Genomic DNA, 20,782 nt, shown 5'->3' with positions numbered 1-20,782 from the left:
AGATGGCGGAGATTTTGAGACCTTGGCTCAAAATTTAGTGATGAGACTCCGAAGGAGGCTGCTCACGTCCGCACTACCAAATAGGAATACCTACTTATTTTAAATAAGGCGTCAATAAGTATGAGTTTTTAGAGGTGCCCTTATTTGAAATAAGGCGACAATAAGTATGAGTTTTTAGAGGTGCCCTTAAGAAAATACTGTACCTCGGTGGATTTTTAGTATACAATAAAAGGAAGTTTTTTTGAAACAGGTAGGAATATGAATATTCAACAATTGCGGAATGTAGTGGCTTTAGCCAATAGTGGTACTTTTCGAGAGGCGGCGGAGAAGCTCTACATCAGTCAGCCGAGTTTGTCCATGTCGATCAGGGATTTGGAGCAGGAGCTGGGCTTTAAGATTTTTAACCGGACCAATTCAGGAACCTTCTTAACCCAGAGGGGAATGCCTTTTTATGAGAAGGCTAAGAGTCTGGTTCAGGAGTTTGATGTTTTAGAAAATCAGTACCAGGCGACGGAGGAGTCTAGTGAATTTTCTGTTGCTGGTCAGCACTATGATTTTTTGCCAGATATTTTAACCAAGTTGGCTAAGCTGTGGCCAGAGCACAAGGATTTCCGGCTGTTTGAATCAACGACCTTGCAGATTTTGGATGAGGTCTATAAGGGGCACAGTGAGATTGGCCTGTTTTATTTAAATAGTCAGAATGAAAAGGGGATTCAGCAAAAGTTGCAGCAAATGGATTTGGAAATACAAACCTTATTTTCATTTCCAACCCACATTTATCTAGCAGAGACTCATCCCTTGGTGGAGAAGGGGGAAATTTCCATGTCCGACTTGGAGATTTATCCGACCGTTCGTTTTACCCAGGAGAAGGATGAGTATCTCTATTATTCGGAGAACTTTTTCGATACCTCGATTAGTCCTGTTCTGTATGAGGTGACGGATCGGGCGACCTTGAATGGTCTTTTAAAGCGGACGCATGGCTATGCGACGGGATCGGGCTTTTTAGATCAGGAGGTTAGTCCAGGGATTCTAGCCTTACCGGTTAAGGAGGGGCGTAAGAATACAATGGTTTGTGCCTTTCGAGCTGGTAGTGAGCTTTCAGCGATTGCCCAAGATTTTTTGGAGTTGCTTGTCGAAGCAGCAGAGGAGATTGGTTATGTCTAGAAAAATGATACTATTGGTACTTGGTTTAGCCTTGATTTTGGGAGATCAACTTCTTAAGTCTTGGGTGGTGGACCACATTGCGCTAGGCGAGCAGCTGACCTTTTGGCCAGGCATTATGGATTTGACCTATCTCCAAAACAGGGGGGCTGCCTTTTCAATCCTCCAGGGACAGGTTTGGTTTTTCTTTCTAACAACCTTCCTAGCCATGGTAGTAGCTGCCTATTGCTTTATTAAGGCCAAGTCCAGTCAATGGGAACGTCAGGTCGGCCTGGCCTTGATTATGGCTGGGGGCATTGGGAACTTTATTGACCGTGCCAGTCAGGGCTTTGTGGTGGACATGTTCCAGCTCACCTTTATTGACTTCGCCGTTTTTAACTTGGCCGATTCTTATTTAACAGTCGGAGTTGTTATTTTAATTTTGGATCTCTTAAGGGAGGATGAGGATGGAGTTTAAGGTAAAAACAGGCGGAGAGCGCTTGGACAAGGTGTTGGCTGACAACACGGAACTTTCTAGAAGCCTAGCCAATGAGCAAATCAAGGCGGGCCTCGTTCGAGTCAATGGTCTGGCTAAAAAGCCGCGGTATACGGTCGTGGAAGGGGATATCATTTCCTACCAGCTTCCAGAACCGGAAGTTTTGGATATTCAGGCTGAGGATTTGCCGCTGGAGCTGGTCTACCAAGACCAAGATGTGGCCGTAGTCAATAAGGCCCAGGGGATGGTAGTCCATCCTAGCCCTGGTCATCCGAGTGGAACCCTGGTCAATGCTCTTTTGTTCCACGTTAAGGATTTATCGGGGATTAATGGTGTTCTGCGTCCGGGGATTGTCCACCGGATTGACAAGGACACCTCAGGTCTGCTAATGATTGCCAAAAATGATCAGGCCCATGAAAAATTGGCCCAAGAATTGAAAGAAAAAAAATCACTGCGGAAATACCTGGCTTTAGTGCACGGTAATTTACCGAGTGATAAGGGTATTATTGAAGCGCCAATCGGTCGGAGTGATAAAGACCGTAAGAAACAGGCTGTTCAAGCGAATGGAAAACCAGCCCTCACACGTTTTACTGTGTTGGAGCGGTTTGGGGATTATAGTCTGGTGGAATTGCAGCTAGAAACTGGTCGGACGCATCAGATTCGCGTTCATATGGCCTACATCGGCCATCCGCTGGCAGGGGACCCACTTTATGGTCCCAAAAAGACCTTGAAGGGTCGGGGTCAATTTCTCCATGCTGCCCAACTTGGTTTTACCCATCCAAGTACAGGTGATACCATGGTATTTACAGCTCCGCTTCCGGACATTTTTGAGAAGACCTTGGGGCAGCTTAGAAAGGATTATTGATAGATGGATATTGTTAAAACACTCTCGGACTGGATTTGGAGTCCAGCCCTCTTGGCATTCCTGATTGGAGCAGGCTTGTATTTTACGATTCGAACGAAATTTGTGCAAATCCGGATGATACCGGAAATGCTTCGCTTGATGTTTGAAAAACCTGAGGACAGTCAAGGGATTTCGTCCTTCCAAGCTTTGTCGGTAGCTCTTTCTGGTCGTGTCGGAACCGGAAATATTGCGGGGGTTGCTTCAGCGATTGCTTTTGGTGGTCCGGGAGCTGTTTTTTGGATGTGGGTGATTGCCTTTGTTGGAGCTGGTTCTGCCTTTGTTGAAACAACTCTCGGTCAGGTTTACAAAGAGGAAGTTGATGGTCAGTTTTATGGAGGACCAGCCTACTATATTGAAAAAGGGCTGAAATTGAAAAAACTGGCAATGGGGATGGCCCTTATTCTTGCTTTTTCCTTTGCCTTTCTAATGTCTGGAATTCAAGTGAATGGAATTAGTGTTGCGATGCACAATGCCTTGAGTGTACCGCCTCTTGTATCAACCCTACTCGTAGTTGGAGCGCTCCTCTTGATTGTCCTAGGAGGGATTCAACGGATTGCCAAAATTGCCGAGATCATTGTCCCTTTTATGGCGGGAGTTTACCTGCTGATGGTTTTTGTCATCGTGATTGCGAATTTGGATCAGGTAATCCCTGTTTTCCAATTAATTTTTAAAGCAGCCTTTGGGATGGAAGCGGTCTTTGGTGGTCTTGTCGGTGCAGCTATTTCTTATGGTGTCAAACGGGGTGTGTATTCGAATGAAGCTGGGCAAGGTTCTCAGGTAGCGGCTGCAGCTTCTGCCCAGATCTCACATCCGGTGAAACAAGGCTTGGTTCAGGCTTTCTCTGTTTATATTGATACCCTTTTTGTCTGCACAGGGACAGCCTTGGTTATCTTACTAACCAACTCTTATAATGTCTTTGATGCCAATCAAAATCCAGTTGTGGCGCATTTGGCCAATACGGATTCGGATAGTGCTGGTGCCTTGTATACACAAACCGCCCTTTCGACCGTTCTAGGTTCTTTTGGTCCTATCTTTGTGGCCTTTGCTTTGGTCTTCTTTGCCTTTACAACGCTGATGAGTTACTACTATATTGCCGAGACCAATTTGCGTTATTTGTTGAAGGGGGACAAATTGACCCTCGCCCTAAGAGTCATGCAAGTATTAATGGTTGGTATGTTGATTTACTCCGGTGTTGCTTCTAGCCAAATGGCTTGGACCATGGGAGAAATTGCGAGTGGGATCACAGTTTGGCTTAATATCACAGCTATTCTCTTCTTATCTCCGCTAGCCTTTAAACTTTTGAAAGATTATGAACAACAGAGGCAAGAGGGGAAAAATCCCGACTTCAATCCATTTGAAATGGGGATTGCCGATGTCCCTTATTGGGAAAAACGTATCTGTAACAAAGAAAAATAAGCACAGAAACCCAGGTCGAATGATCTGGGTTTCTTAGTTTGTGCTCAACGCTCGCAACCGATTCCATCACCATCGCGATCCAGGTGAGAACCGTAGCCGGGGTTGCCACGGTAGACTGGAGCGGCACCAGCTGCTCTGGCGGCACTACAGTTGGGGAAGTATTGTGCTGTTTGGGCGGCTTGGGCTTGTTGCTGAGCCTGCTGTTGTTCTTGGGCGAGTCGATTGGCTTCTTCCTGACGGGCCTGGATGGCTCCTCTTACCAGTTCAATCCGGTGTTGGAAATCGGCCTTTTGCTTAGGATCGCCAACCGCATCAACGGCAGCTTGAGCTTGGCCAATGTTTTCAAGAATCTGATTTTGTTCCAAGGTTTGTACAGCTTGATCGGCCTGGCTCCGAACTTGTTCAGCTTCTTGGGCTCTCTGTTCTTCCTCGGCTTTTCGTTTTTGTTCTTCTTCAGCTTTCTGTTTTTCAGCTTGTTCTTTTTGGGTCTTTTCTTGTTCAGCTTTTTCCTGTTCCTTTTTCTTTTTCTCAGCCTGTTCTTTTTTCTGATTTTTGTCCGTTTCTTTTTTGAGATCAGCCTTGACCTTGTCAGCTTCAGCTTTAGCTTTTTGGAGCTCTTGTTTGGTTTTGTTTAGTTGTGTCTGAGTCGCGGTTAGTTCCTGCTGGATCTGGTTGGTTTGAGAGGTTTGCTCGCTTGGAGCTACTAATCCAGCCAGGATGCCGATGGTTGCAACTCCTAGTGCTTGATTACGGAGTTGGGGTGTTTTTTTCCAAAAAGCAAAATAGAGTCCACCTATTAAGCCGGCGAGGATTAAGAAAGCTCGTATATTAGGAAGAGTAGCACTGGCTGCGAAAATGAGAAGAATAGCAGTCCATTTCTTTGATTTTTGATTCATAAGAGCGTCCTTTCGATTTGTATCCGCTTACATTATAAACCCTGCTAGCTTGAAAGTCAATAATTTTTTAGGAAAAGAATCAGTTATAGGTTGTCGGAGAAATAGACTACACAAGTACTGGTAGAACTTGTATAATAAAATAAGAAGAAAATGTGGGGGAAGGAATGTTATACGAATTTTGTGCAGAAAGTCTAGAGGCACTACCTCGGGCCTTAGCAGCTGGTGCGGGACGTGTGGAACTATGTGATGATTTGTCTGTCGGTGGTCTCACACCGGGTCCGGACATGATTCAAGAGGCCTTGACCTTGGGCCTGCCTTTGGTTCTAATGATTCGTCCCAGAGCTGGGAACTTTGTTTATAGTGGTGCGGAGGTGGAGCTGATGGTGGCACAGATCAAACAAGCCAAGGAAATGGGTGTTTCGTCCTTTGTTTTTGGAGTATTACTGGAAGATGGGAGTTTGGATCAGGAAAACTTATACAGGCTGCTGGCAGAAGTCGGGGATGGGGAAGCTGTTTTTCATATGGCTTTTGACCAGATTCCTTGGGAGCAGCGCTTGGAAGCTCTGGATTGGCTAGCCCAAGCTGGTTTCCAGCGAATTCTGACCCATGGTGGTCCGCTGGAGCAGGATCTGTATACTTATGCGGATTACCTGGACCGGATCATCGCCCGCGCCGCGGGTAAGATTGATATCATTCTAGGGGGTGGGATAACCCTGGATAACCGTGACCAAATTGCCCAACGCTTTGGTGTCACGCAACTTCATGGAACGAGGATTGTTGGTTAATGGATTGGCGGAGAAATTTTTTTCAAAACCCTGTGTTTGCAGAGCGACTGGTGGCTGCCGGCTTTGTCCAGCAAGGAAAGCTTTACCAGTATCAAGAAGGTTTGGATGAACTAGACCTCGAACTTCAGCTCCAGTGGAATCCTGAGCAGCAAGAGATGGATATTCGCTTGTGGGATCCGGTCGCTGAAGCAGACTACCAGCTGGCCTTTCTTCCGTCAGCCAAAGGGGCCTATGTGGGCCAGGTTCGGAAGCTCCTTTGGGAAAAACTAAGCCAGATAGAGGGTCAAATTAGTCAGCCCCAGCGATTATTTTCGGCTCAGGCCGAGTCTTTATTGGATTTAGTTAAAGCTCGTTGGGGCTGGGAGCTGGCCTTTCTTTGGAAAAAGCTCCCCAAGGCTGCGGTTTTTCGCTATGGCAGCAAACAAACCTGGTTTGGGGTCATACAGGAAGTTGATTGGCAGAAAATCGATGCTCGTAAACAGGGGTCAGTGACGCTTCTAAGCCTTAAATCGGACCAGGTTGCAAGCCTGGTAGAATCTGGTCTTGCTTATCCGGGCTACCATATGAATAAGAAATACTGGATTAGTTTTCCTCTGGATGGGAGTTACTCCTTAGAGGAAATCTTGAAGCATCTAGTCAAATCCTACCAACTCATCGGAGGAGATTTGACTTTGGAAAGGAAGATGATGAAAATTTTACTGCCTACCGCCAAGGAGCTGGACTTAAAGGGGATCTTTGTTTCAGGAGAGCCTCTGTCGCCTGCTGGTCAGACAGTGCTCCAGGCTCTGGAAGAAGTTGAAAATTGGTCGACTTTTTTCAAATTGAAGGAAGATAAAGCTAGGGAAGAAGAGGAGCGTTTTCAAGCTTTGAGAGACGGTCAAGCTCAGACTAAACCGGCCCTCCAACTTTTTAATGGTCTGATGTATCGGCAAATCGACCGAACTCAGGTCGACAATTCTTTTTGGAATCAAGTTTGGATTACCTCCAGCTTGTATGGTTGCGTGCCCATTTTAACTCCCATGGCTCCTCACCGCCTGGATTTTCAAGTCCCTCTTCAAGTGGAGGGACAAAGCCTGAGCCAATTCTGGCGCCCCCATTTTGATGCTGCGATTGGCAGTGATCCCGTTCTTTCACTGCTCTCGTCAGAATTTGAGCAGGTATTCTCCAAGGAAGTCAGAGAGAATTTTATCCGTATTCAATTTAAAGAAAACAAGGGTGGCGTCCTCAAAACACACTCCACCATCTCCAAAAAGGGCCGGGGACTGCTTATCCAAAGCCTAGCGGAAACGCCGATTCAAGCGTTGGAGGAACTGAAGACACGGACGATTGCCGGTTTTACTTATCAGGCAGGCCTATCGGATGTTAAAGAGTGGATTTTTGTCCGAGAAGGATAGGAGAAGTGATGAACGAAACGATTCAAACGCAATTAAACCATCGGAGTATTCGCAACTTTCAAAAGCAGGAGCTAACCAAAGCGGAAGTCGACCTGTTGGTAGAGGTTGCACAGCAAGCACCCACGAGTAATTTTCGGCAGTCCTACTCGATTTTGAGTATCACAGATCCAGAATTAAAGCAGGAGTTGGCGAAGATCGGCCAGCAGGAGTATATCGCAAGTGCTCCGCATCTCTTCGTATTCTTAGTCGATCAGGCCCGAAATACCAAGCTGGCATAAGAGCAGGGAGCTCCAGCCTTGGTGCAATGAAGTCCGGAACGCTTTTTAGCCGCTTTTTCGGATGCGTTGATTGCAGCGCAAAACATGGTCGTAGGAACAGTCTACTTGGGCAGTATTCTGAACGATCCCAAAGGGCTCTGCCAGTTGCTGGCCAGGTCAAGTTTCAGATAAGAAACCCCACCTGCCCAAGGAAATTGTCCATATGGAAAATGTTTATCAGGAACTGGAACATCCGGTGGCAGCTTTAAAGGAATATGACCAGACTATTGAGCAATACTATGACCTACGCTCCTCTAACCACCGCCTTGAAGCCTTTACCACAAAAGTCAGTCGGGAAATGGCAACCTCCCCTGCCAAACGCGCTGAAACACTGGCTGCTCTGCAGGAACAAGGCTTCTTTGTAGATCCGAGACCAGAATACGTCAAAAAACCTTTGCAGATCACCTGCAAAGGTTTTTAAGTGACTGGAAATATTTTAGTTAAGAGCTTCCAAGAGGGCTTCAGCTTGCTTGTTCAAGTCAGCCAAAACTTCTTCAGATGGGACGAAAGTACCGTCTACCCAAGCTGAGTCGTTGACGCGTGAAGTTGTGATTTGGTCCACAAATTTTGTACGGATAAATGGCATCAAGTTGCGGTAGACTTCAGCAGCTTGCTCGTGTCCACCATTAGCAACGAGGGAGACTGTTGAAACCTTGTCTTGCAAGGCAGAAGCTCCAGTTGTATCAGATAGGTCCAAGGCACGGCTAACCCAGTCTAACAAGTTTTTAACAGAACCTGGAATTGAGAAGTTGTAGACTGGTGAGAAGATCCAGATCGCATCTGCAGCTTGGATAGCTTCACGGACAGCCGCAACAGGAGCAGGTGTTGGAACTTCTAAATCTTGTGAGAAGACAGGAACATCTTTCCAGTCGAGGTAGCTAACAGTCGCTTTACCAGCTAATGCTTGCTCAGCAGCAGTAGCCATTTGTTTGTTAAACGATCCTTCACGTAGAGATCCGACGATAAATAGAATGTTTTTCATTTCTTGTTCTCCTTTTCTTTACAAGTGCTAGTGTAGAACACTTATTACTAATTAGCAACAATTTAGCTCAAATTTTTAAATTTTTTCAAAATCCGAATTAAATCCTCTTTATCCTGTTGGTCCAAAACCGAAAGAGCTTCCTTGACATAGGCGACATGCTCTGGATAAATGGCTTCAATCGTTTCCCTTCCTAGGGCGGTCAATTCAATCAGAAAGGACCGGCGATCCGAGGGATCGCAAACACGGGTAATGAGACCATCTCTTTCCATATTACGGATAATCACGGTCATATTCCCAGAAGTTGCCAGCATGCGATCGGTTAAATCTTGGATCCGCATTTTTCCTTTAGCATAGAGAGTATCGAGGACTGAGAACTGGCTGGGGGTGAGATTGTGGTCACGCGCTGCTTTTTGTTCCAAACAGCGGATGGAGCGATCAGCCTTTCGGAACACAATCATGGTTTTTAAATCTAAAGCTTCTTTTTCAAATAATTCTTTCATGAGCCTATTCTAGCAAAAAACAACTAATTAGTACAATTAAAAGCCGTTGGCGAATCTATAGCAATCTAGCCTAAAAAACGGTATAATGAATAGGTGAAAAAAATAGTCTATTTAGAGCCCTATTTTCCCAAAGGGCAGTTTATCCTCGGGATTTTTGTGGTCCTGTCGCTGATCTGCTTTTCCAGCCTTTACCTGATTGATCTGGGAACCAAAACCCAGGATGTGCGCCTTGCAAATGCCCAGTTGCGGGCTCAGGAATTAGCAGGTTTTACGGAAGTTGATGCAGTGGAGATTTTTAATGGTCAAAATTCCTATACCACTGTTTTTACCAAAGATCGGGCCTTGATTTTAAATACCCAGCAGGAGCAGGTCGCCTTGGTTGATTTGACCCAGGGAGCCAGCCGTCAGGAAGCGGAAGCACTAACGGCGGAAGCAGCTGGGGGTGCTCCCATCCAGGCCAGTCGGTTGGGCTATGATCAGGACAAGGTTGTTTGGGAGGTTCGCTCTGGAACCGACTATTACCTCATCGACTTTAAGGACAAGAAACTAATCAGAAAAGAGTGAGCCTTATGTTAGCAGATCGTGTAAAATTTATGGAAGAAAGTGCAACCCTAGCTGCTGCGGCCAAGGCCAAGGCCCTAGCCGCAGAGGGGCGGGATATTTTATCACTGACCCTGGGAGAACCTGATTTTACAACTCCTGCAGTGATTTCCCAAGCGGCTAAGGCCGCGATTGATTCCGGCCAGGCCTCTTTTTATACAGCTAGTTCGGGTTTACCAGCTTTAAAAGAAGCGGTGCAGGACTACATGGTCGATTATTATGGCTATGAGGTTCAAGCTTCACAAATCCTAGTTACAACTGGGGCTAAGCTGGCCCTAGCAGCTTTCTTCTTGGCCGTGTTAAATCCTGGAGATCAGGTTCTGATTCCGACTCCTTACTGGGTTTCTTATGTAGAGCAGGTGAAGTTGGCTCAAGGAGAGCCAGTCTTTGTAGAGGGGGCGGAAGCTAAGAACTTCAAAATCAATGCAGATCAGTTGGAAGAACTGTGGAATCCTCGTGTTAAGGTTTTACTTCTCAATAATCCCTCCAATCCTACAGGAAATCTCTACACTCGCGAAGAATTAGAAGCCCTGGCAGCCTGGGCTATCGACCGTAATGTTTTGGTTCTAGCAGATGATATTTATGGTCACTTGGTCTATAATCAAGCAGAATTTGTATCGATTTCCAGTTTGTCTCCAGAGATTCGGAACCAGACGGTGGTGATTACAGGAGTGTCCAAAACCTACGCCATGACTGGTTGGCGGATTGGCTTTGCCGTTGGCCCTCAGGAAATTATCCAGGCTATGGCGCAACTAACTAGCCAGTTGACCTCAAATCCAACAACGGTGGCCCAGTATGCTGCTATTGCTGCCTTGAAGAATGGCCACAAGGCAGCTGAGGAAATGCGTTTGGCCTTTGAGGAACGCCTCAATACCATTTATCCATTGCTCAATCAGGTTCCGGGCTTCCGAGCAGATAAACCCCAGGGTGCCTTTTATCTCTTTCCCAATGTGGAAGAAGCCATGAAACGTAAAGGCTTTACCGAGGTTGCCGCTTTTACCAATGACATTTTGGAACAGGTTGGTCTAGCCCTAGTCGCCGGCGATGCTTTTGGCAGTCCCCATCATGTTCGCATGAGTTATGCGACCGATTTGGATACTTTAAAAGAAGCCATTCTACGCCTAGAAAATTATATGAATATGTAAAGGAAAGTTTATGTCAAAGAAATTTGTATCAATTCGTGATGTTAAAGACCATGTTGGTCAAGAAGTAACCATTGGTGCCTGGGTTGCCAATAAATCCGGAAAAGGGAAAATTGCCTTTTTGCAATTACGGGACGGAACGGCTTATTTCCAAGCGGTTGCCTTTAAACCAAATTTCCTTGAAAAATTTGGCGAAACAGAAGGGGCTGCTAAATTTGAAACCATCAAAAAACTCAGTCAGGAAACTTCTGTTGAAGTAAAAGGGATTGTGAAGGAAGACGAGCGGTCGAAGTTCGGTTATGAGTTAGATATCACAGACCTTCAGGTGATTGGTCACTCTGTTGATTACCCAATCACACCCAAAGAGCATGGAACAGACTTTTTGATGGACCACCGTCATTTGTGGTTGCGTTCGCGTAAACAAATGGCTATCATGCAAATTCGGAATGCCATTATCTATGCGACCTATGAATTTTTCGATCAAAATGGCTTTATCAAGTTTGATAGTCCAATCTTGTCCGGCAATGCGGCAGAAGACTCAACAGAATTGTTTGAAACAGACTATTTTGGTAACACCGCCTATTTGAGTCAGTCTGGTCAGCTTTACCTAGAAGCGGGGGCCATGGCTCTGGGACGGGTCTTTGACTTTGGTCCTGTGTTCCGGGCAGAAAAATCCAAAACCCGCCGCCACCTGACTGAGTTTTGGATGATGGATGCGGAGTACTCTTTCCTTTCTCATGAGGAATCCCTTGATTTACAAGAGGCCTATGTCAAGGCTTTGATTCAGGGTGTCTTGGATCGAGCACCACAAGCCTTGGAAATCTTGGAACGAGATGTTGAGCTGTTGAAGTCCTACATCGCTGAACCTTTCAAACGGATTAGCTATGACGAGGCTATCGACTTACTTCAAGCCCATGAACAAGACGCAGACACAGACTACGAACACCTTGAGCATGGCGATGATTTTGGATCTCCTCATGAAACCTGGATTTCCAATCACTTCGGAGTGCCAACCTTTGTAACCAACTATCCAGCAGCTATCAAGGCCTTCTACATGAAGCCTGTTCCGGGAAATCCAGAACGTGTACTATGTGCGGATTTGCTGGCTCCAGAAGGATATGGAGAGATCATCGGAGGCTCTATTCGTGAGGATGATTATGCAGACTTGGTTGCCAAAATGGATGAACTCGGAATGGATAAATCAGAATACGAATTTTACCTAGATCTCCGCAAATATGGTTCTGTTCCCCACGGAGGTTTCGGAATTGGAATTGAGCGGATGGTAACCTTTGTAGCTGGTACTAAACACATTCGTGAAGCGATCCCATTCCCACGGATGCTACACCGTCTACGTCCATAACAAGAAGGATTACAGAGGAGGCGTGGACGGAAGTCCACGCCTTGTTTTTAAATAGGAGATGCTGATGATGAACGAGAAATTGCAACTGGTTGTTGTGACTGGAATGAGTGGGGCTGGAAAAACAGTTGCCATCCAATCCTTTGAGGATCTAGGTTACTTTACCATCGACAATATGCCGCCAGCCTTGTTGCCCAAGCTCTTGAGCCTAGTTGATGGTTCTGCTGAGCATAAGCGGATGGCTTTAGTCATTGATATGCGGAGTCGGTCTTTTTTTAAGGATATTCAGGAAGTTTTGGATGAGCTGGAAAACCGAGACGACTTGGATTTTAAAATCCTCTTTTTAGATGCAGCCGACAAGGAGCTGGTAGCTCGTTACAAGGAAACCCGCCGTAGTCATCCGCTAGCAGCCGATGGTCGTATCATGGATGGAATTAAGCGGGAGCGGGAGCTCTTGGTTCCGCTTAAGAGCATGAGCCAAAACGTAGTGGATACGACCGAGTTGACACCACGGGAATTGCGGAAACTCTTGGCCCAGCATTTTGCCGATCAAGATTTTGAACAAGCCTTCCGCATTGAAGTTATGAGTTTCGGTTTTAAATATGGCTTGCCCATGGATGCCGACTTGGCCTTTGATGTACGATTTTTACCCAATCCCTATTACCAAGTGGAACTTCGCAATCAAACTGGCTTAAATCCAGCTGTTTACGATTATGTGATGGAACAAGCGGAGTCTGAGGACTTCTACCAAAATCTCCTCAATCTTCTCAATCCGATTTTGCCGGGTTACCAGAAGGAAGGCAAGTCAGTTTTGACCATTGCCATTGGTTGTACCGGTGGTCAGCACCGTAGTGTCGCCTTTGCCCGTCGTTTGGCGGATGATTTGGCTAAAAATTGGAATGTCCGCGTCAGCCATCGGGACAAGGATCGCAGAAAGGAAACTGTCAACCGTTCATGAGGAAAAAGCGAATTACAGTGATCGGAGGCGGGACTGGGATTTCAGTGATTCTCAACAGCCTTCGCAAACAAGATGTGGACATAACAGCAGTGGTCACCGTTGCTGACGATGGCGGTAGTTCTGGCAAATTGCGGGAAGACATGCAGCTAACCCCGCCAGGGGATCTCCGCAATGTCCTCTTAGCTATGTCGGATATGCCCAAATTGTATGAAAAAATTTTCCAGTACCGGTTTGCAGAGGACGATGGTCCCTTTGCTGGTCATCCCTTGGGCAATTTAATCATTGCGGGGATTGCCGAGATGCAGGGCTCGACCTACCATGCCATGCAGCTTTTAACAAAATTGCTGCATACAACGGGAAAAATTTATCCTTCCAGTGAGCGTCCCTTAACCCTGCATGCGGTTTTTGAAGATGGGACAGAGGTGGCTGGTGAAAGCCATATTGCCAAACATCGGGGCATGATTGATCAGGTCTATGTGACCAATACCTATGATGATTCTAAGCCCCAGGCTAGCCGTAATGTTGTTCAGGCCATTCTTGACAGCGATATGGTGATTCTGGGTCCAGGTTCCCTCTTTACTTCAATTTTGCCTAATCTGATGATTGAGGAGATTGGCCAAGCCTTGCTAGAAACCAAGGCAGAAACGGTCTATATCTGTAATATTATGACCCAAAAGGGGGAGACGGAACATTTTACGGATGCCCAACATGTTCGTGTTCTCCACCAGCATTTGGGACAGCCGTTTATTGATACCGTTTTGGTCAATGTCGACCAGGTTCCTCAGGAATACATGAATGACCATGAATTTGACGAGTACCTGGTGCAGGTGGAACATGATTTTGCAGCGCTGGCTAGTCAGGTTCCACGTGTGATCTCTTCGAATTTTCTACTATTAGAAAAAAAAGGCGCCTTTCATGATGGCGATCTGGTTGTTGAAGAAATCATGAAATTAACCAGTCACAAGCATTAGAGAAAGGAGGGTCAGTTATGAGTTTTACGACTACTATTAAGGAGGAAATTCTTGCCCTCTCTGATCGTCATCCAGCTGAATTGGCAGCTCTGATTAAGCTGTCGGGTAGCTTGGGACTAAGCCGCGAGGGCTTGACCTTGTCGGTGTCAACGGAAAATGCCAAGATCGCTCGGTTTATCTATGAGTTTCTTTTAGAATGGTTTGATATTCGGTCTGACATTCGCCACCATCAGAAAACCAATCTTCGTAAAAATCGTGTCTATACAGTTTTTATGGACCATGGGGTCAAAGAGTTATTGGATATCCTAGGCCTCTCTCCTGCCTTTTTTGAACAGGAAACAGGCCTCCCGGTTTCAATCATGGACCATGATAATGCCGCGCGGGCCTATTTACGTGGCGCCTTCCTAGCCAGCGGAAGCATGCGGGATCCTGATTCCGGTCAGTACCAGCTGGAGATTGCATCTGTTTATGTTGATCATGCCCAGGATTTGCGGCAACTCATGCAAGATTTTCTTTTAGATGCGAAGGTGTTAGAACGAAAAAGAGGGGCGATCACCTATATTCAGCGGGCGGAAGACCTAATGGATTTTCTCATTATTATTGGGGCCCTGGAAGCGATGGAGCAACTGGGAGAAATCAAGCTGATGCGGGAAACCCGCAATGATCTCAACCGCGCCAATAACGCAGAAACCGCCAACATTGCCCGAACCGTCAAGGCTAGCATGAAAACCATTAACAATATCAGTAAAATTATCGACCATGTCGGCCTAGAGACTCTGAGCCCAGAATTACAGGAGGTAGCCCGCTCGCGGATTGCCCATCCCGAGTATTCCCTCCAAGAACTAGCTGACAGCCTGTCCACGCCTCTGACCAAAAGCGGCCTCAACCACCGCTTACGCAAATTGAATAAGATCGCGGAGGAAATACCTGAATGAAACTAGCTGTCTTAGGGGATATTCATGGCAATTTGACAGCTCTGGAGGCGGTCTTGGCCGATGCAGACCAGTTAGGGGTTGAGGAATACTGGCTTATGGGTGATGAACTGATGCCAGGACCTTCCCACCTGGAAATTTTACAAATTCTGGACAGTCTCCCTTACACCACTCGCTTACGCGGAAATTGGGAAGATTCCTATCTAGCGGCGAGAGCAGGTCGTTATCCCCGTAACAAACCCTTGGATTTGTTTGTCTACCGGCAGAGTCAGCACCTGGATCTATTTTTGACGAATGCTATACGGCAGGACATGAAAGCGCGTCCGATTTACCACCACCGTAAGGTCGGTCCACTTCGCTTTAATCTTGCCCATCACCTACCTCAGAAAAATTGGGGACGGGAGCTGGTTCCGCCTTTTGAACAGGCTGACCTAGAAGCGCTCTTTGCAGAGGATGAGGCTGATGTGGCAATTTTTGCCCATAGTCATATCCAACAGCTACTTTATACACCGCAAGGCCAACTAGTCCTAAATCCGGGATCGATTGGCCAGCCCTATTTCCCTTGGAAGCAGCTCCGCCAAGATTTGCGGGCCCAGTACCTCTTGCTGGAAATCGATGAAACCGGTCTGGCTCAGATTGATTTTCGCAAGGTCGCCTATGATGTTGATTTGGAAATCAAACGCGCTGTCGAGGCCGACATCCCCTATTTGGATTTCTACCAGCATTTATTGAAAACAGGTATCCGGCTTAGCAATGACGTTCATTACTTGGACTCCTATCATCAGAAAATGGGAACCCAACAAGAGGTGGAAGAGTATTTTGCGGTCAGTTTCTCGGAACTGGAGTAGTTTGCTGAAAGAGCATTAGAATTTATACTATTCCCACTTTAAAATTAAATCGTGAATTGTCAGGTCAAGTGCAACACGGTAATGGCTTGACAATAGGTGTCTCTGATACTTGCACTTTTCAACAGAAATTATAGAGCCAATAGAAAAAGTATTGGCATAAAAAACGACCTCGGATGATGTAATCTTAGGTCGTTTTTTGTCTGGGTTAGGGCTTGTATTAGATACTTGTAGAGTGTTTGGGTTGAATTTTTTGTTTTGGGTCGATGAAGTGGACGGCGTTGTTGACGGCAGTAGGAGCTTCACCGAAGCCGGTGGCAATCATGGCTGCCTTTCCGGGATAGGTGCAGCAATCACCGATGGCATAGATCCCTGGTAGATTGGTTTCGAGCTTGCTATTGACCAAGATTTTCTGGCGTTCCAAGTCGAGCCCCCAGGTTTTTAAATTGCCAATGGAGGATTTGAAACCATAGTTGACGAAAATATGGTCCACTTCAAGCTGTTCTACTTCTTTTGTTTTAGTGTGGGTAATTTCGAGGTGGCTAACGGTTTTGTCTTGCCCGATAAGACTACATGGGATATAAGGGGTTTGGATCCTAACCGTAGAAGCCTTGAGGTCAGAGACTGAGTGTTCCAAGGCCCGGAAGTTGTCCCGGCGATGAATTAAGGTTGTGTTAGCAATTTTTTCAAAAGCCAGTGCCCAGTCGACTGCGGAATCGCCACCACCGAGGATAGCGATTTTTTGATCTCGGAATTGTTCCATGTTTTGAACATGGTAATGGATATTGTCGTATTGATCGGCACCGTCAAGTTCGAGTGGACGAGCTTTGAAGGCTCCTCCACCCATTGCAATAATGACTGTTTTTGACAGGTGGTCTCCTTTGGAGGTCACCAAGCGATAGTGGCCATCGAGCTGTTCCATCTCAAGTAGGGTCTCGTCTAAACAAATCCTTGTTTCAAAGGTATGTAGTTGTTCTAGCAGGTTATCGGTCAAGCCTTGACCCGTAATGGAGGGAAAGCCCGGGAGGTCGAGAATCGTTTTTTCTGGGTAGAGGATGGCAGGTTGCCCGCCTAGTTGTTCCAAGGAATCAATTAGTTTCACCTTGGCTTCTCGAAGGTTGGCGTAGAAGGCGGCAAAGAGGCCAACTGGGCCGCCGCCAATAATGGTAATGTCATAAATCTCAGACATGAGATCTCCTTTTATTTTTTAATTTTCTATGGATTCTACCTTCATTTTATCAAAAATCAAAAAAAATAGACAAATTGGCTTCCTCAAGGTGAAAGATTTTGAATGAAATTGATTGACATTGAAAAAAATTGGGAGTATAATAGTTTTTGTAATCGATTTCATAAGGAGGGACTGTTATCCTAAAAGAAGAACGGCATCATCGGATTCGAGAAGAATTGCGGGGACAGGGGTTTGTCAGTCTGGAGTATTTGCAAGAACTCTTGCAAACATCCGAATCAACCATTCGGCGAGATTTAGCAGAACTGGAGCGCCAGGGCTTGTTAAAACGTGTCCATGGTGGAGCAGAGCATCTTCGCTTTCTATCCCAGGAAGAAAATATGCAAGAAAAAGCCATCAAACATGTGGCTGAAAAGCAGGCTATTGCCAACTGTGCCCTGCAGCAGATCCAGGATGGGGAGATCATTTTTGTTGATGCGGGGACAACGACGGCCTTCTTGCTGGAAGGTTTGGCCCAAAAGGCGGTGCGAGTTGTAACCAATTCGATTCACCATGCGGCGCGTTTAGTTGACTTGCATGTTCCAACCCTGATGATTGGTGGGCAGATTAAGGAAACAACGGATGCCTGTATCGGAGCGGCAGCCTTGGAACAGGTACAGGCTTTGAATTTTGATCGGGCTTTTATGGGGATGAATGGCTTGGACCAGAACTGGTACTATACCCCTGATCCAGAGGAAGCAGCCCTGAAGAAGGCAGTATTTCAGAATGCTTCAAAGGTCTATGTTTTGGCAGATCCGTCCAAGTATTATCAGACTGCTTTTGTCAAGGTGGCTCGAGTTGATGCTGCGACCTTGGTGATAGCACCGTCCCAATCTTCCTTGATGAAACGATTAGAAGAGAAAACAGAGGTACTTACAGCATGATTTATACAGTAACGCTTAATCCCTCCATTGACTTTATTGTCCGTCTGGACCAGTTAGAGCTGGGACAGGTGAATCGGATGAAGTCGGACGATAAGTTTGCAGGGGGGAAGGGCATTAATGTCAGTCGGATCCTGCAGCGCTTAGGGAAAAGCAATCAGGCAACGGGCTTCCTTGGTGGTTTTACCGGACGGTTTATTACGGATGTCTTGGATCAGGAAGGAATCCCCCATCAGTTTGTCCAAGTTGCAGGGGATACCCGTATTAATGTCAAGGTTAAAGCTGACCAGGAAACCGAAATCAATGGACCGGGTCCGGAAATTTTACCGACAGCTTTGGCGGAACTTAAGAGTTTCCTGACAGGTCTTGGAGCTGAGGATGTGGTTGTCTTTGCAGGCTCTAGTCCAGCCAATCTCGGAAATGAAATTTACCGCGATTTTATTGGTCTTACCCGAGAGACCGGTGCAGCAGTGGTCTGCGATTTTGAAGGACAGACCTTACTGGATTCCTTGCAGTATCAGCCACTTTTGGTTAAACCCAATAATCACGAATTGGGAGCTATTTATGGTCGGGAGCTGAGCGACTTGGCTGAGATTCAGGAGTATGCAGGAAAATTAATCCAGGCGGGAGCCCAGCATGTTATTATTTCCATGGCTGGAGATGGAGCCTTGTTGGTAACGGCTGAGGAGGCCTACTTTGCCAAACCGATTAAAGGAGAGGTCAAGAATTCCGTCGGAGCAGGAGATTCCATGGTCGCTGGTTTTACAGGGGCCTATGCAGAAACACAGGACGCTCTGGAGGCTTTTAAATGGGGGGTGGCCTGTGGGACAGCAACAACCTTCTCAGATGATTTAGCAACTGCAGACTACATTCAAGAAATGTACCAACAGGTGGAGGTAGAAAAACGATGAACATTCAAGATTTATTGAAGCAAGATGTGATGCTGCTGGACTTGCAAGCTCAAAGCAAGGAAGCAGCGGTAGATGAGATGGTTGAGTCCTTGGTGGCTCATGGCTATGTAACAGACTTCCAAATCTTCAAAGATGGCATTATGGCACGTGAAGCGCAGACCTCAACAGGCTTGGGCGATGGGATTGCCATGCCCCACAGTAAAAATGTGGCGGTCAAAGAAGCAGTCGTCCTCTTTGCGAAATCCGCAAGTGGTTTGGATTATGAAAGTTTGGACGGCCAGCCAACCGACCTCTTCTTTATGATTGCAGCACCAGAGGGTGCAAATGATACTCATTTGGCAGCCCTTGCTGATTTGTCAAAATATCTCTTGCAAGACGGCTTTGCAGCCCAGTTGCGTCAGGCAAGTAGCCCTGAGCAAGTATTAGCTCTGTTTAACAAGCAAGAGGAGGCTGCTGCAGCACCGGTAGCTGAGGTGGATCAAGATGCGGACTTCTTGGTTGCAGTAACCGCTTGTACAACAGGGATTGCCCATACTTATATGGCCCAAGAAGCTCTACAAAAACAAGCTGCTGAAATGGGTATTGGGATCAAGGTTGAGACCAATGGAGCTAGTGGCGTCGGTAACCCTCTATCAGATGCAGACATTGCGCGTGCCAAGGGTGTCATTATTGCTGCCGATAAGGCGGTTGAAATGGCTCGCTTTGCAGGCAAGCCACTGGTTAATCGACCTGTAGCGGACGGAATCCGGAAAACAGAAGAGTTGATCAAACTAGCCTTGGATCCAGTGACACCAGTTTATGAAGCAAGCCAGGATGCAGCTAAAGCTGCTGAGTCTGCAGGTGGCTCTGGTCTCTACAGACATTTGATGAGTGGTGTGAGTCAGATGTTACCATTTGTGATCGGTGGTGGGATTCTGATTGCCCTGGCCTTCCTCTTTGACCAAATGTTAGGTGTTCCTCAAGATCAATTGGCCAACCTGGGATCTTACCATCAAATTTCGGCCCTCTTTAAGGCGATTGGTGGAGCAGCCTTTGGCTTCATGCTTCCAGTTTTGGCCGGTTATATTGCCTATTCGATTGCGGAAAAACCTGGCTTGGCAGCCGGATTTGTGGCGGGTGCCTTGGCTTCATCAGGGGCGGCCTGGGGTCACGTTCCCTTCGCAGCTGGTGGTGAAGCGAGTCTAGCCCTCAGCGGTGTATCTTCTGGTTTCCTGGGTGCCCTAGTTGGTGGTTTCTTGGCTGGTTATGTGGTGAATTTCCTCAAAAAAGCCTTGGCCAACTTGCCACGTTCCTTGGAAGGAATCAAATCAATCTTGCTCTTCCCTCTCTTGGGAATTGGCTTGACTGGTTTCCTCATGCTCTTTGTCAACATCCCAATGGCGGCTATCAATACTGGTTTGAATAACTTCTTGGAAGGTTTATCTGGTAGCTCAGCTGTCCTTGTTGGTTTGGTTGTTGGGGGTATGATGGCTATTGATATGGGAGGACCTTTCAATAAGGCGGCCTATATCTTTGGTACTGGAACCTTGGCAGCCAGTGTCGCAACTGGTGGCTCTGTTGTTATGGCAGCCGTTATGGCCGGTGGTATGGTTCCTCCTTTGGCGATTTTTGTGGCAACCCTACTCTTTAAAAACAAATTTACTGAAGAAGAACGGAATTCTGGTTTGACCAATATTATCATGGGTCTCTCCTTTATTACCGAAGGTGCGATTCCATTTGCAGCAGCTGATCCAGCGCGGGCGATTCCAAGCTTTGTAGCCGGATCTGCCCTAGCTGGTGGTTTGGTTGGCTTGGCTAGCATCAAATTGATGGCCCCCCATGGCGGAGTCTTTGTTGTAGCCCTTACTTCAAATCCCCTGCTATACCTTGTCTTCATTTTAATTGGAGCGGTGGTCTCTGGTGTCCTTTACGGTTACTTCAAAAAAACAAGTAAATAATGAAAATATACAGGCTTTTTCGGAATGAAAGAGCCTGTTTTTCAGAAAAAATGAAACATAAGATTGAAAAGTGTCTAGATTTTTGAGATAATAAAGACAAATAGTGGTCCAAGTGCTATAATCCCGAGTTTATCACTTTATGTTATAATCAACCTAACTCAATCGCTTGATAGAACTGGATTTTTTTGAAATT

20 protein-coding genes and 1 pseudogene are annotated in these 20,782 nt (G+C 46.4%); 17 read left to right on the top strand and 4 right to left on the bottom strand.

Annotation, left to right across the window (positions count from 1 at the left end; all coding sequences use genetic code 11):
* Positions 1–258 precede the first annotated feature (258 nt).
* Genes N4310_RS01860 through N4310_RS01845 form a run of 4 tightly spaced genes read left to right on the top strand, consistent with a single transcriptional unit; the run spans position 259 to position 3,956 of the window.
* Positions 259–1,164: a LysR family transcriptional regulator gene (locus N4310_RS01860; protein ID WP_262091863.1), complete on the top strand. Its 906-nt coding sequence runs from the start codon at positions 259–261 to the stop codon at positions 1,162–1,164.
* The gene (lspA, locus tag N4310_RS01855; RefSeq protein WP_160333296.1) at positions 1,157–1,618 is read left to right on the top strand and encodes a signal peptidase II; all 462 of its coding nucleotides are present in this window, start codon (positions 1,157–1,159) and stop codon (positions 1,616–1,618) included. Before N4310_RS01860 ends, lspA begins: the two co-directional genes overlap by 8 nt.
* Positions 1,608–2,501, top strand: a complete 894-nt coding sequence (locus N4310_RS01850; RefSeq protein ID WP_262091862.1) for an RluA family pseudouridine synthase — start codon at positions 1,608–1,610, stop codon at positions 2,499–2,501. Before lspA ends, N4310_RS01850 begins: the two co-directional genes overlap by 11 nt.
* A gap of 3 nt (positions 2,502–2,504) precedes the next feature.
* Entirely contained in the window at positions 2,505–3,956 is a 1,452-nt protein-coding gene (locus tag N4310_RS01845) for an alanine/glycine:cation symporter family protein (protein WP_262091861.1), read from the top strand.
* A gap of 44 nt (positions 3,957–4,000) precedes the next feature.
* On the opposite strand, the gene N4310_RS01840 is transcribed toward N4310_RS01845, so the two are convergent.
* On the bottom strand, positions 4,001–4,852 hold the full coding sequence (locus tag N4310_RS01840) for an excalibur calcium-binding domain-containing protein (RefSeq protein WP_262091860.1): 852 nt from the start codon (positions 4,850–4,852) through the stop codon (positions 4,001–4,003).
* A 164-nt stretch (positions 4,853–5,016) separates the two neighbouring features.
* Between N4310_RS01840 and N4310_RS01835 the strand changes: the two genes are divergently transcribed.
* From N4310_RS01835 to N4310_RS01825, 3 genes and pseudogenes are all read left to right on the top strand, one after another.
* Positions 5,017–5,637, top strand: a complete 621-nt coding sequence (locus tag N4310_RS01835; RefSeq protein ID WP_262091859.1) for a copper homeostasis protein CutC — start codon at positions 5,017–5,019, stop codon at positions 5,635–5,637.
* Complete coding sequence (yaaA, locus tag N4310_RS01830) at positions 5,637–7,031, top strand: peroxide stress protein YaaA (RefSeq protein ID WP_262091858.1); 1,395 nt, start codon at positions 5,637–5,639, stop codon at positions 7,029–7,031. The genes N4310_RS01835 and yaaA overlap by 1 nt, the downstream gene beginning before the upstream one ends.
* 8 nt (positions 7,032–7,039) lie before the next feature.
* Positions 7,040–7,769: pseudogene (locus N4310_RS01825) on the top strand (nitroreductase family protein).
* 15 nt (positions 7,770–7,784) lie between these two features.
* On the opposite strand, the gene N4310_RS01820 reads toward N4310_RS01825, so the two are convergent.
* Both N4310_RS01820 and N4310_RS01815 read right to left on the bottom strand, forming a co-directional pair.
* Complete coding sequence (locus tag N4310_RS01820; protein ID WP_262091857.1) at positions 7,785–8,330, bottom strand: NADPH-dependent FMN reductase; 546 nt, start codon at positions 8,328–8,330, stop codon at positions 7,785–7,787.
* A gap of 62 nt (positions 8,331–8,392) precedes the next feature.
* Entirely contained in the window at positions 8,393–8,830 is a 438-nt protein-coding gene (locus N4310_RS01815; protein WP_160333233.1) for a MarR family winged helix-turn-helix transcriptional regulator, read from the bottom strand.
* Positions 8,831–8,923: 93 nt separating this feature from the next.
* Between N4310_RS01815 and N4310_RS01810 the strand changes: the two genes are divergently transcribed.
* From N4310_RS01810 to N4310_RS01780, 7 genes are all read left to right on the top strand, one after another.
* Positions 8,924–9,394: a hypothetical protein gene (locus N4310_RS01810; protein ID WP_262091856.1), complete on the top strand. Its 471-nt coding sequence runs from the start codon at positions 8,924–8,926 to the stop codon at positions 9,392–9,394.
* A 5-nt stretch (positions 9,395–9,399) separates the two neighbouring features.
* Positions 9,400–10,575, top strand: coding sequence for a pyridoxal phosphate-dependent aminotransferase (locus N4310_RS01805; protein WP_262091855.1), 1,176 nt, complete (start codon positions 9,400–9,402; stop codon positions 10,573–10,575).
* A 10-nt stretch (positions 10,576–10,585) separates the two neighbouring features.
* Positions 10,586–11,932, top strand: a complete 1,347-nt coding sequence (asnS, locus tag N4310_RS01800) for an asparagine--tRNA ligase (protein ID WP_160333236.1) — start codon at positions 10,586–10,588, stop codon at positions 11,930–11,932.
* Between the two features lie 64 nt (positions 11,933–11,996).
* Positions 11,997–12,887 (top strand): RNase adapter RapZ, encoded by an 891-nt coding sequence (gene rapZ / locus N4310_RS01795; RefSeq protein ID WP_160333237.1) that lies wholly within the window; start codon positions 11,997–11,999, stop codon positions 12,885–12,887.
* The gene (locus N4310_RS01790) at positions 12,884–13,858 is read left to right on the top strand and encodes a YvcK family protein (protein WP_160333238.1); all 975 of its coding nucleotides are present in this window, start codon (positions 12,884–12,886) and stop codon (positions 13,856–13,858) included. Before rapZ ends, N4310_RS01790 begins: the two co-directional genes overlap by 4 nt.
* Positions 13,859–13,875: 17 nt before the next feature.
* Positions 13,876–14,793: a DNA-binding protein WhiA gene (gene whiA, locus N4310_RS01785; RefSeq protein WP_262091854.1), complete on the top strand. Its 918-nt coding sequence runs from the start codon at positions 13,876–13,878 to the stop codon at positions 14,791–14,793.
* The gene (locus N4310_RS01780) at positions 14,790–15,638 is read left to right on the top strand and encodes a metallophosphoesterase family protein (RefSeq protein WP_262091853.1); all 849 of its coding nucleotides are present in this window, start codon (positions 14,790–14,792) and stop codon (positions 15,636–15,638) included. The genes whiA and N4310_RS01780 overlap by 4 nt, the downstream gene beginning before the upstream one ends.
* A gap of 217 nt (positions 15,639–15,855) precedes the next feature.
* Here N4310_RS01780 and N4310_RS01775 read toward each other — a convergent pair whose 3' ends face one another.
* Positions 15,856–16,824 (bottom strand): NAD(P)/FAD-dependent oxidoreductase, encoded by a 969-nt coding sequence (locus tag N4310_RS01775; RefSeq protein ID WP_160332655.1) that lies wholly within the window; start codon positions 16,822–16,824, stop codon positions 15,856–15,858.
* Between the two features lie 176 nt (positions 16,825–17,000).
* Here N4310_RS01775 and N4310_RS01770 point away from each other — a divergent pair, with 176 nt between their 5' ends.
* Genes N4310_RS01770 through N4310_RS01760 form a run of 3 tightly spaced genes read left to right on the top strand, consistent with a single transcriptional unit; the run spans position 17,001 to position 20,589 of the window.
* The gene (locus N4310_RS01770) at positions 17,001–17,744 is read left to right on the top strand and encodes a DeoR/GlpR family DNA-binding transcription regulator (protein WP_262091864.1); all 744 of its coding nucleotides are present in this window, start codon (positions 17,001–17,003) and stop codon (positions 17,742–17,744) included.
* Complete coding sequence (pfkB, locus tag N4310_RS01765; protein ID WP_262091852.1) at positions 17,741–18,652, top strand: 1-phosphofructokinase; 912 nt, start codon at positions 17,741–17,743, stop codon at positions 18,650–18,652. Before N4310_RS01770 ends, pfkB begins: the two co-directional genes overlap by 4 nt.
* Positions 18,649–20,589 (top strand): PTS fructose transporter subunit IIABC, encoded by a 1,941-nt coding sequence (locus N4310_RS01760; protein ID WP_262091851.1) that lies wholly within the window; start codon positions 18,649–18,651, stop codon positions 20,587–20,589. The genes pfkB and N4310_RS01760 overlap by 4 nt, the downstream gene beginning before the upstream one ends.
* The last annotated feature ends 193 nt before the right edge of the window (positions 20,590–20,782 follow it).

Origin of the sequence: Streptococcus danieliae, assembly GCF_025447695.1 — a bacterium.
Taxonomy (GTDB): domain Bacteria; phylum Bacillota; class Bacilli; order Lactobacillales; family Streptococcaceae; genus Streptococcus; species Streptococcus danieliae.
The sequence above is the reverse complement of the archived record's forward strand: the minus strand, read 5'-3'. Positions and strand labels throughout refer to the sequence as shown.

Excerpts from the sequence above, each read along its gene's own strand:
- yaaA (WP_262091858.1), top strand. The coding sequence starts at position 5,637 with ATGGATTGGCGGAGAAATTTTTTTCAAAACCCTGTGTTTGCAGAGCGA.
- N4310_RS01760 (WP_262091851.1), top strand. The coding sequence starts at position 18,649 with ATGAACATTCAAGATTTATTGAAGCAAGATGTGATGCTGCTGGACTTG.
- N4310_RS01815 (WP_160333233.1), bottom strand. The coding sequence starts at position 8,830 with ATGAAAGAATTATTTGAAAAAGAAGCTTTAGATTTAAAAACCATGATT.
- N4310_RS01835 (WP_262091859.1), top strand. The coding sequence starts at position 5,017 with ATGTTATACGAATTTTGTGCAGAAAGTCTAGAGGCACTACCTCGGGCC.
- pfkB (WP_262091852.1), top strand. The coding sequence starts at position 17,741 with ATGATTTATACAGTAACGCTTAATCCCTCCATTGACTTTATTGTCCGT.
- N4310_RS01780 (WP_262091853.1), top strand. The coding sequence starts at position 14,790 with ATGAAACTAGCTGTCTTAGGGGATATTCATGGCAATTTGACAGCTCTG.
- N4310_RS01820 (WP_262091857.1), bottom strand. The coding sequence starts at position 8,330 with ATGAAAAACATTCTATTTATCGTCGGATCTCTACGTGAAGGATCGTTT.
- N4310_RS01775 (WP_160332655.1), bottom strand. The coding sequence starts at position 16,824 with ATGTCTGAGATTTATGACATTACCATTATTGGCGGCGGCCCAGTTGGC.
- N4310_RS01840 (WP_262091860.1), bottom strand. The coding sequence starts at position 4,852 with ATGAATCAAAAATCAAAGAAATGGACTGCTATTCTTCTCATTTTCGCA.
- N4310_RS01805 (WP_262091855.1), top strand. The coding sequence starts at position 9,400 with ATGTTAGCAGATCGTGTAAAATTTATGGAAGAAAGTGCAACCCTAGCT.
- N4310_RS01790 (WP_160333238.1), top strand. The coding sequence starts at position 12,884 with ATGAGGAAAAAGCGAATTACAGTGATCGGAGGCGGGACTGGGATTTCA.
- asnS (WP_160333236.1), top strand. The coding sequence starts at position 10,586 with ATGTCAAAGAAATTTGTATCAATTCGTGATGTTAAAGACCATGTTGGT.
- whiA (WP_262091854.1), top strand. The coding sequence starts at position 13,876 with ATGAGTTTTACGACTACTATTAAGGAGGAAATTCTTGCCCTCTCTGAT.
- N4310_RS01850 (WP_262091862.1), top strand. The coding sequence starts at position 1,608 with ATGGAGTTTAAGGTAAAAACAGGCGGAGAGCGCTTGGACAAGGTGTTG.
- rapZ (WP_160333237.1), top strand. The coding sequence starts at position 11,997 with ATGATGAACGAGAAATTGCAACTGGTTGTTGTGACTGGAATGAGTGGG.
- N4310_RS01860 (WP_262091863.1), top strand. The coding sequence starts at position 259 with ATGAATATTCAACAATTGCGGAATGTAGTGGCTTTAGCCAATAGTGGT.
- N4310_RS01845 (WP_262091861.1), top strand. The coding sequence starts at position 2,505 with ATGGATATTGTTAAAACACTCTCGGACTGGATTTGGAGTCCAGCCCTC.
- lspA (WP_160333296.1), top strand. The coding sequence starts at position 1,157 with ATGTCTAGAAAAATGATACTATTGGTACTTGGTTTAGCCTTGATTTTG.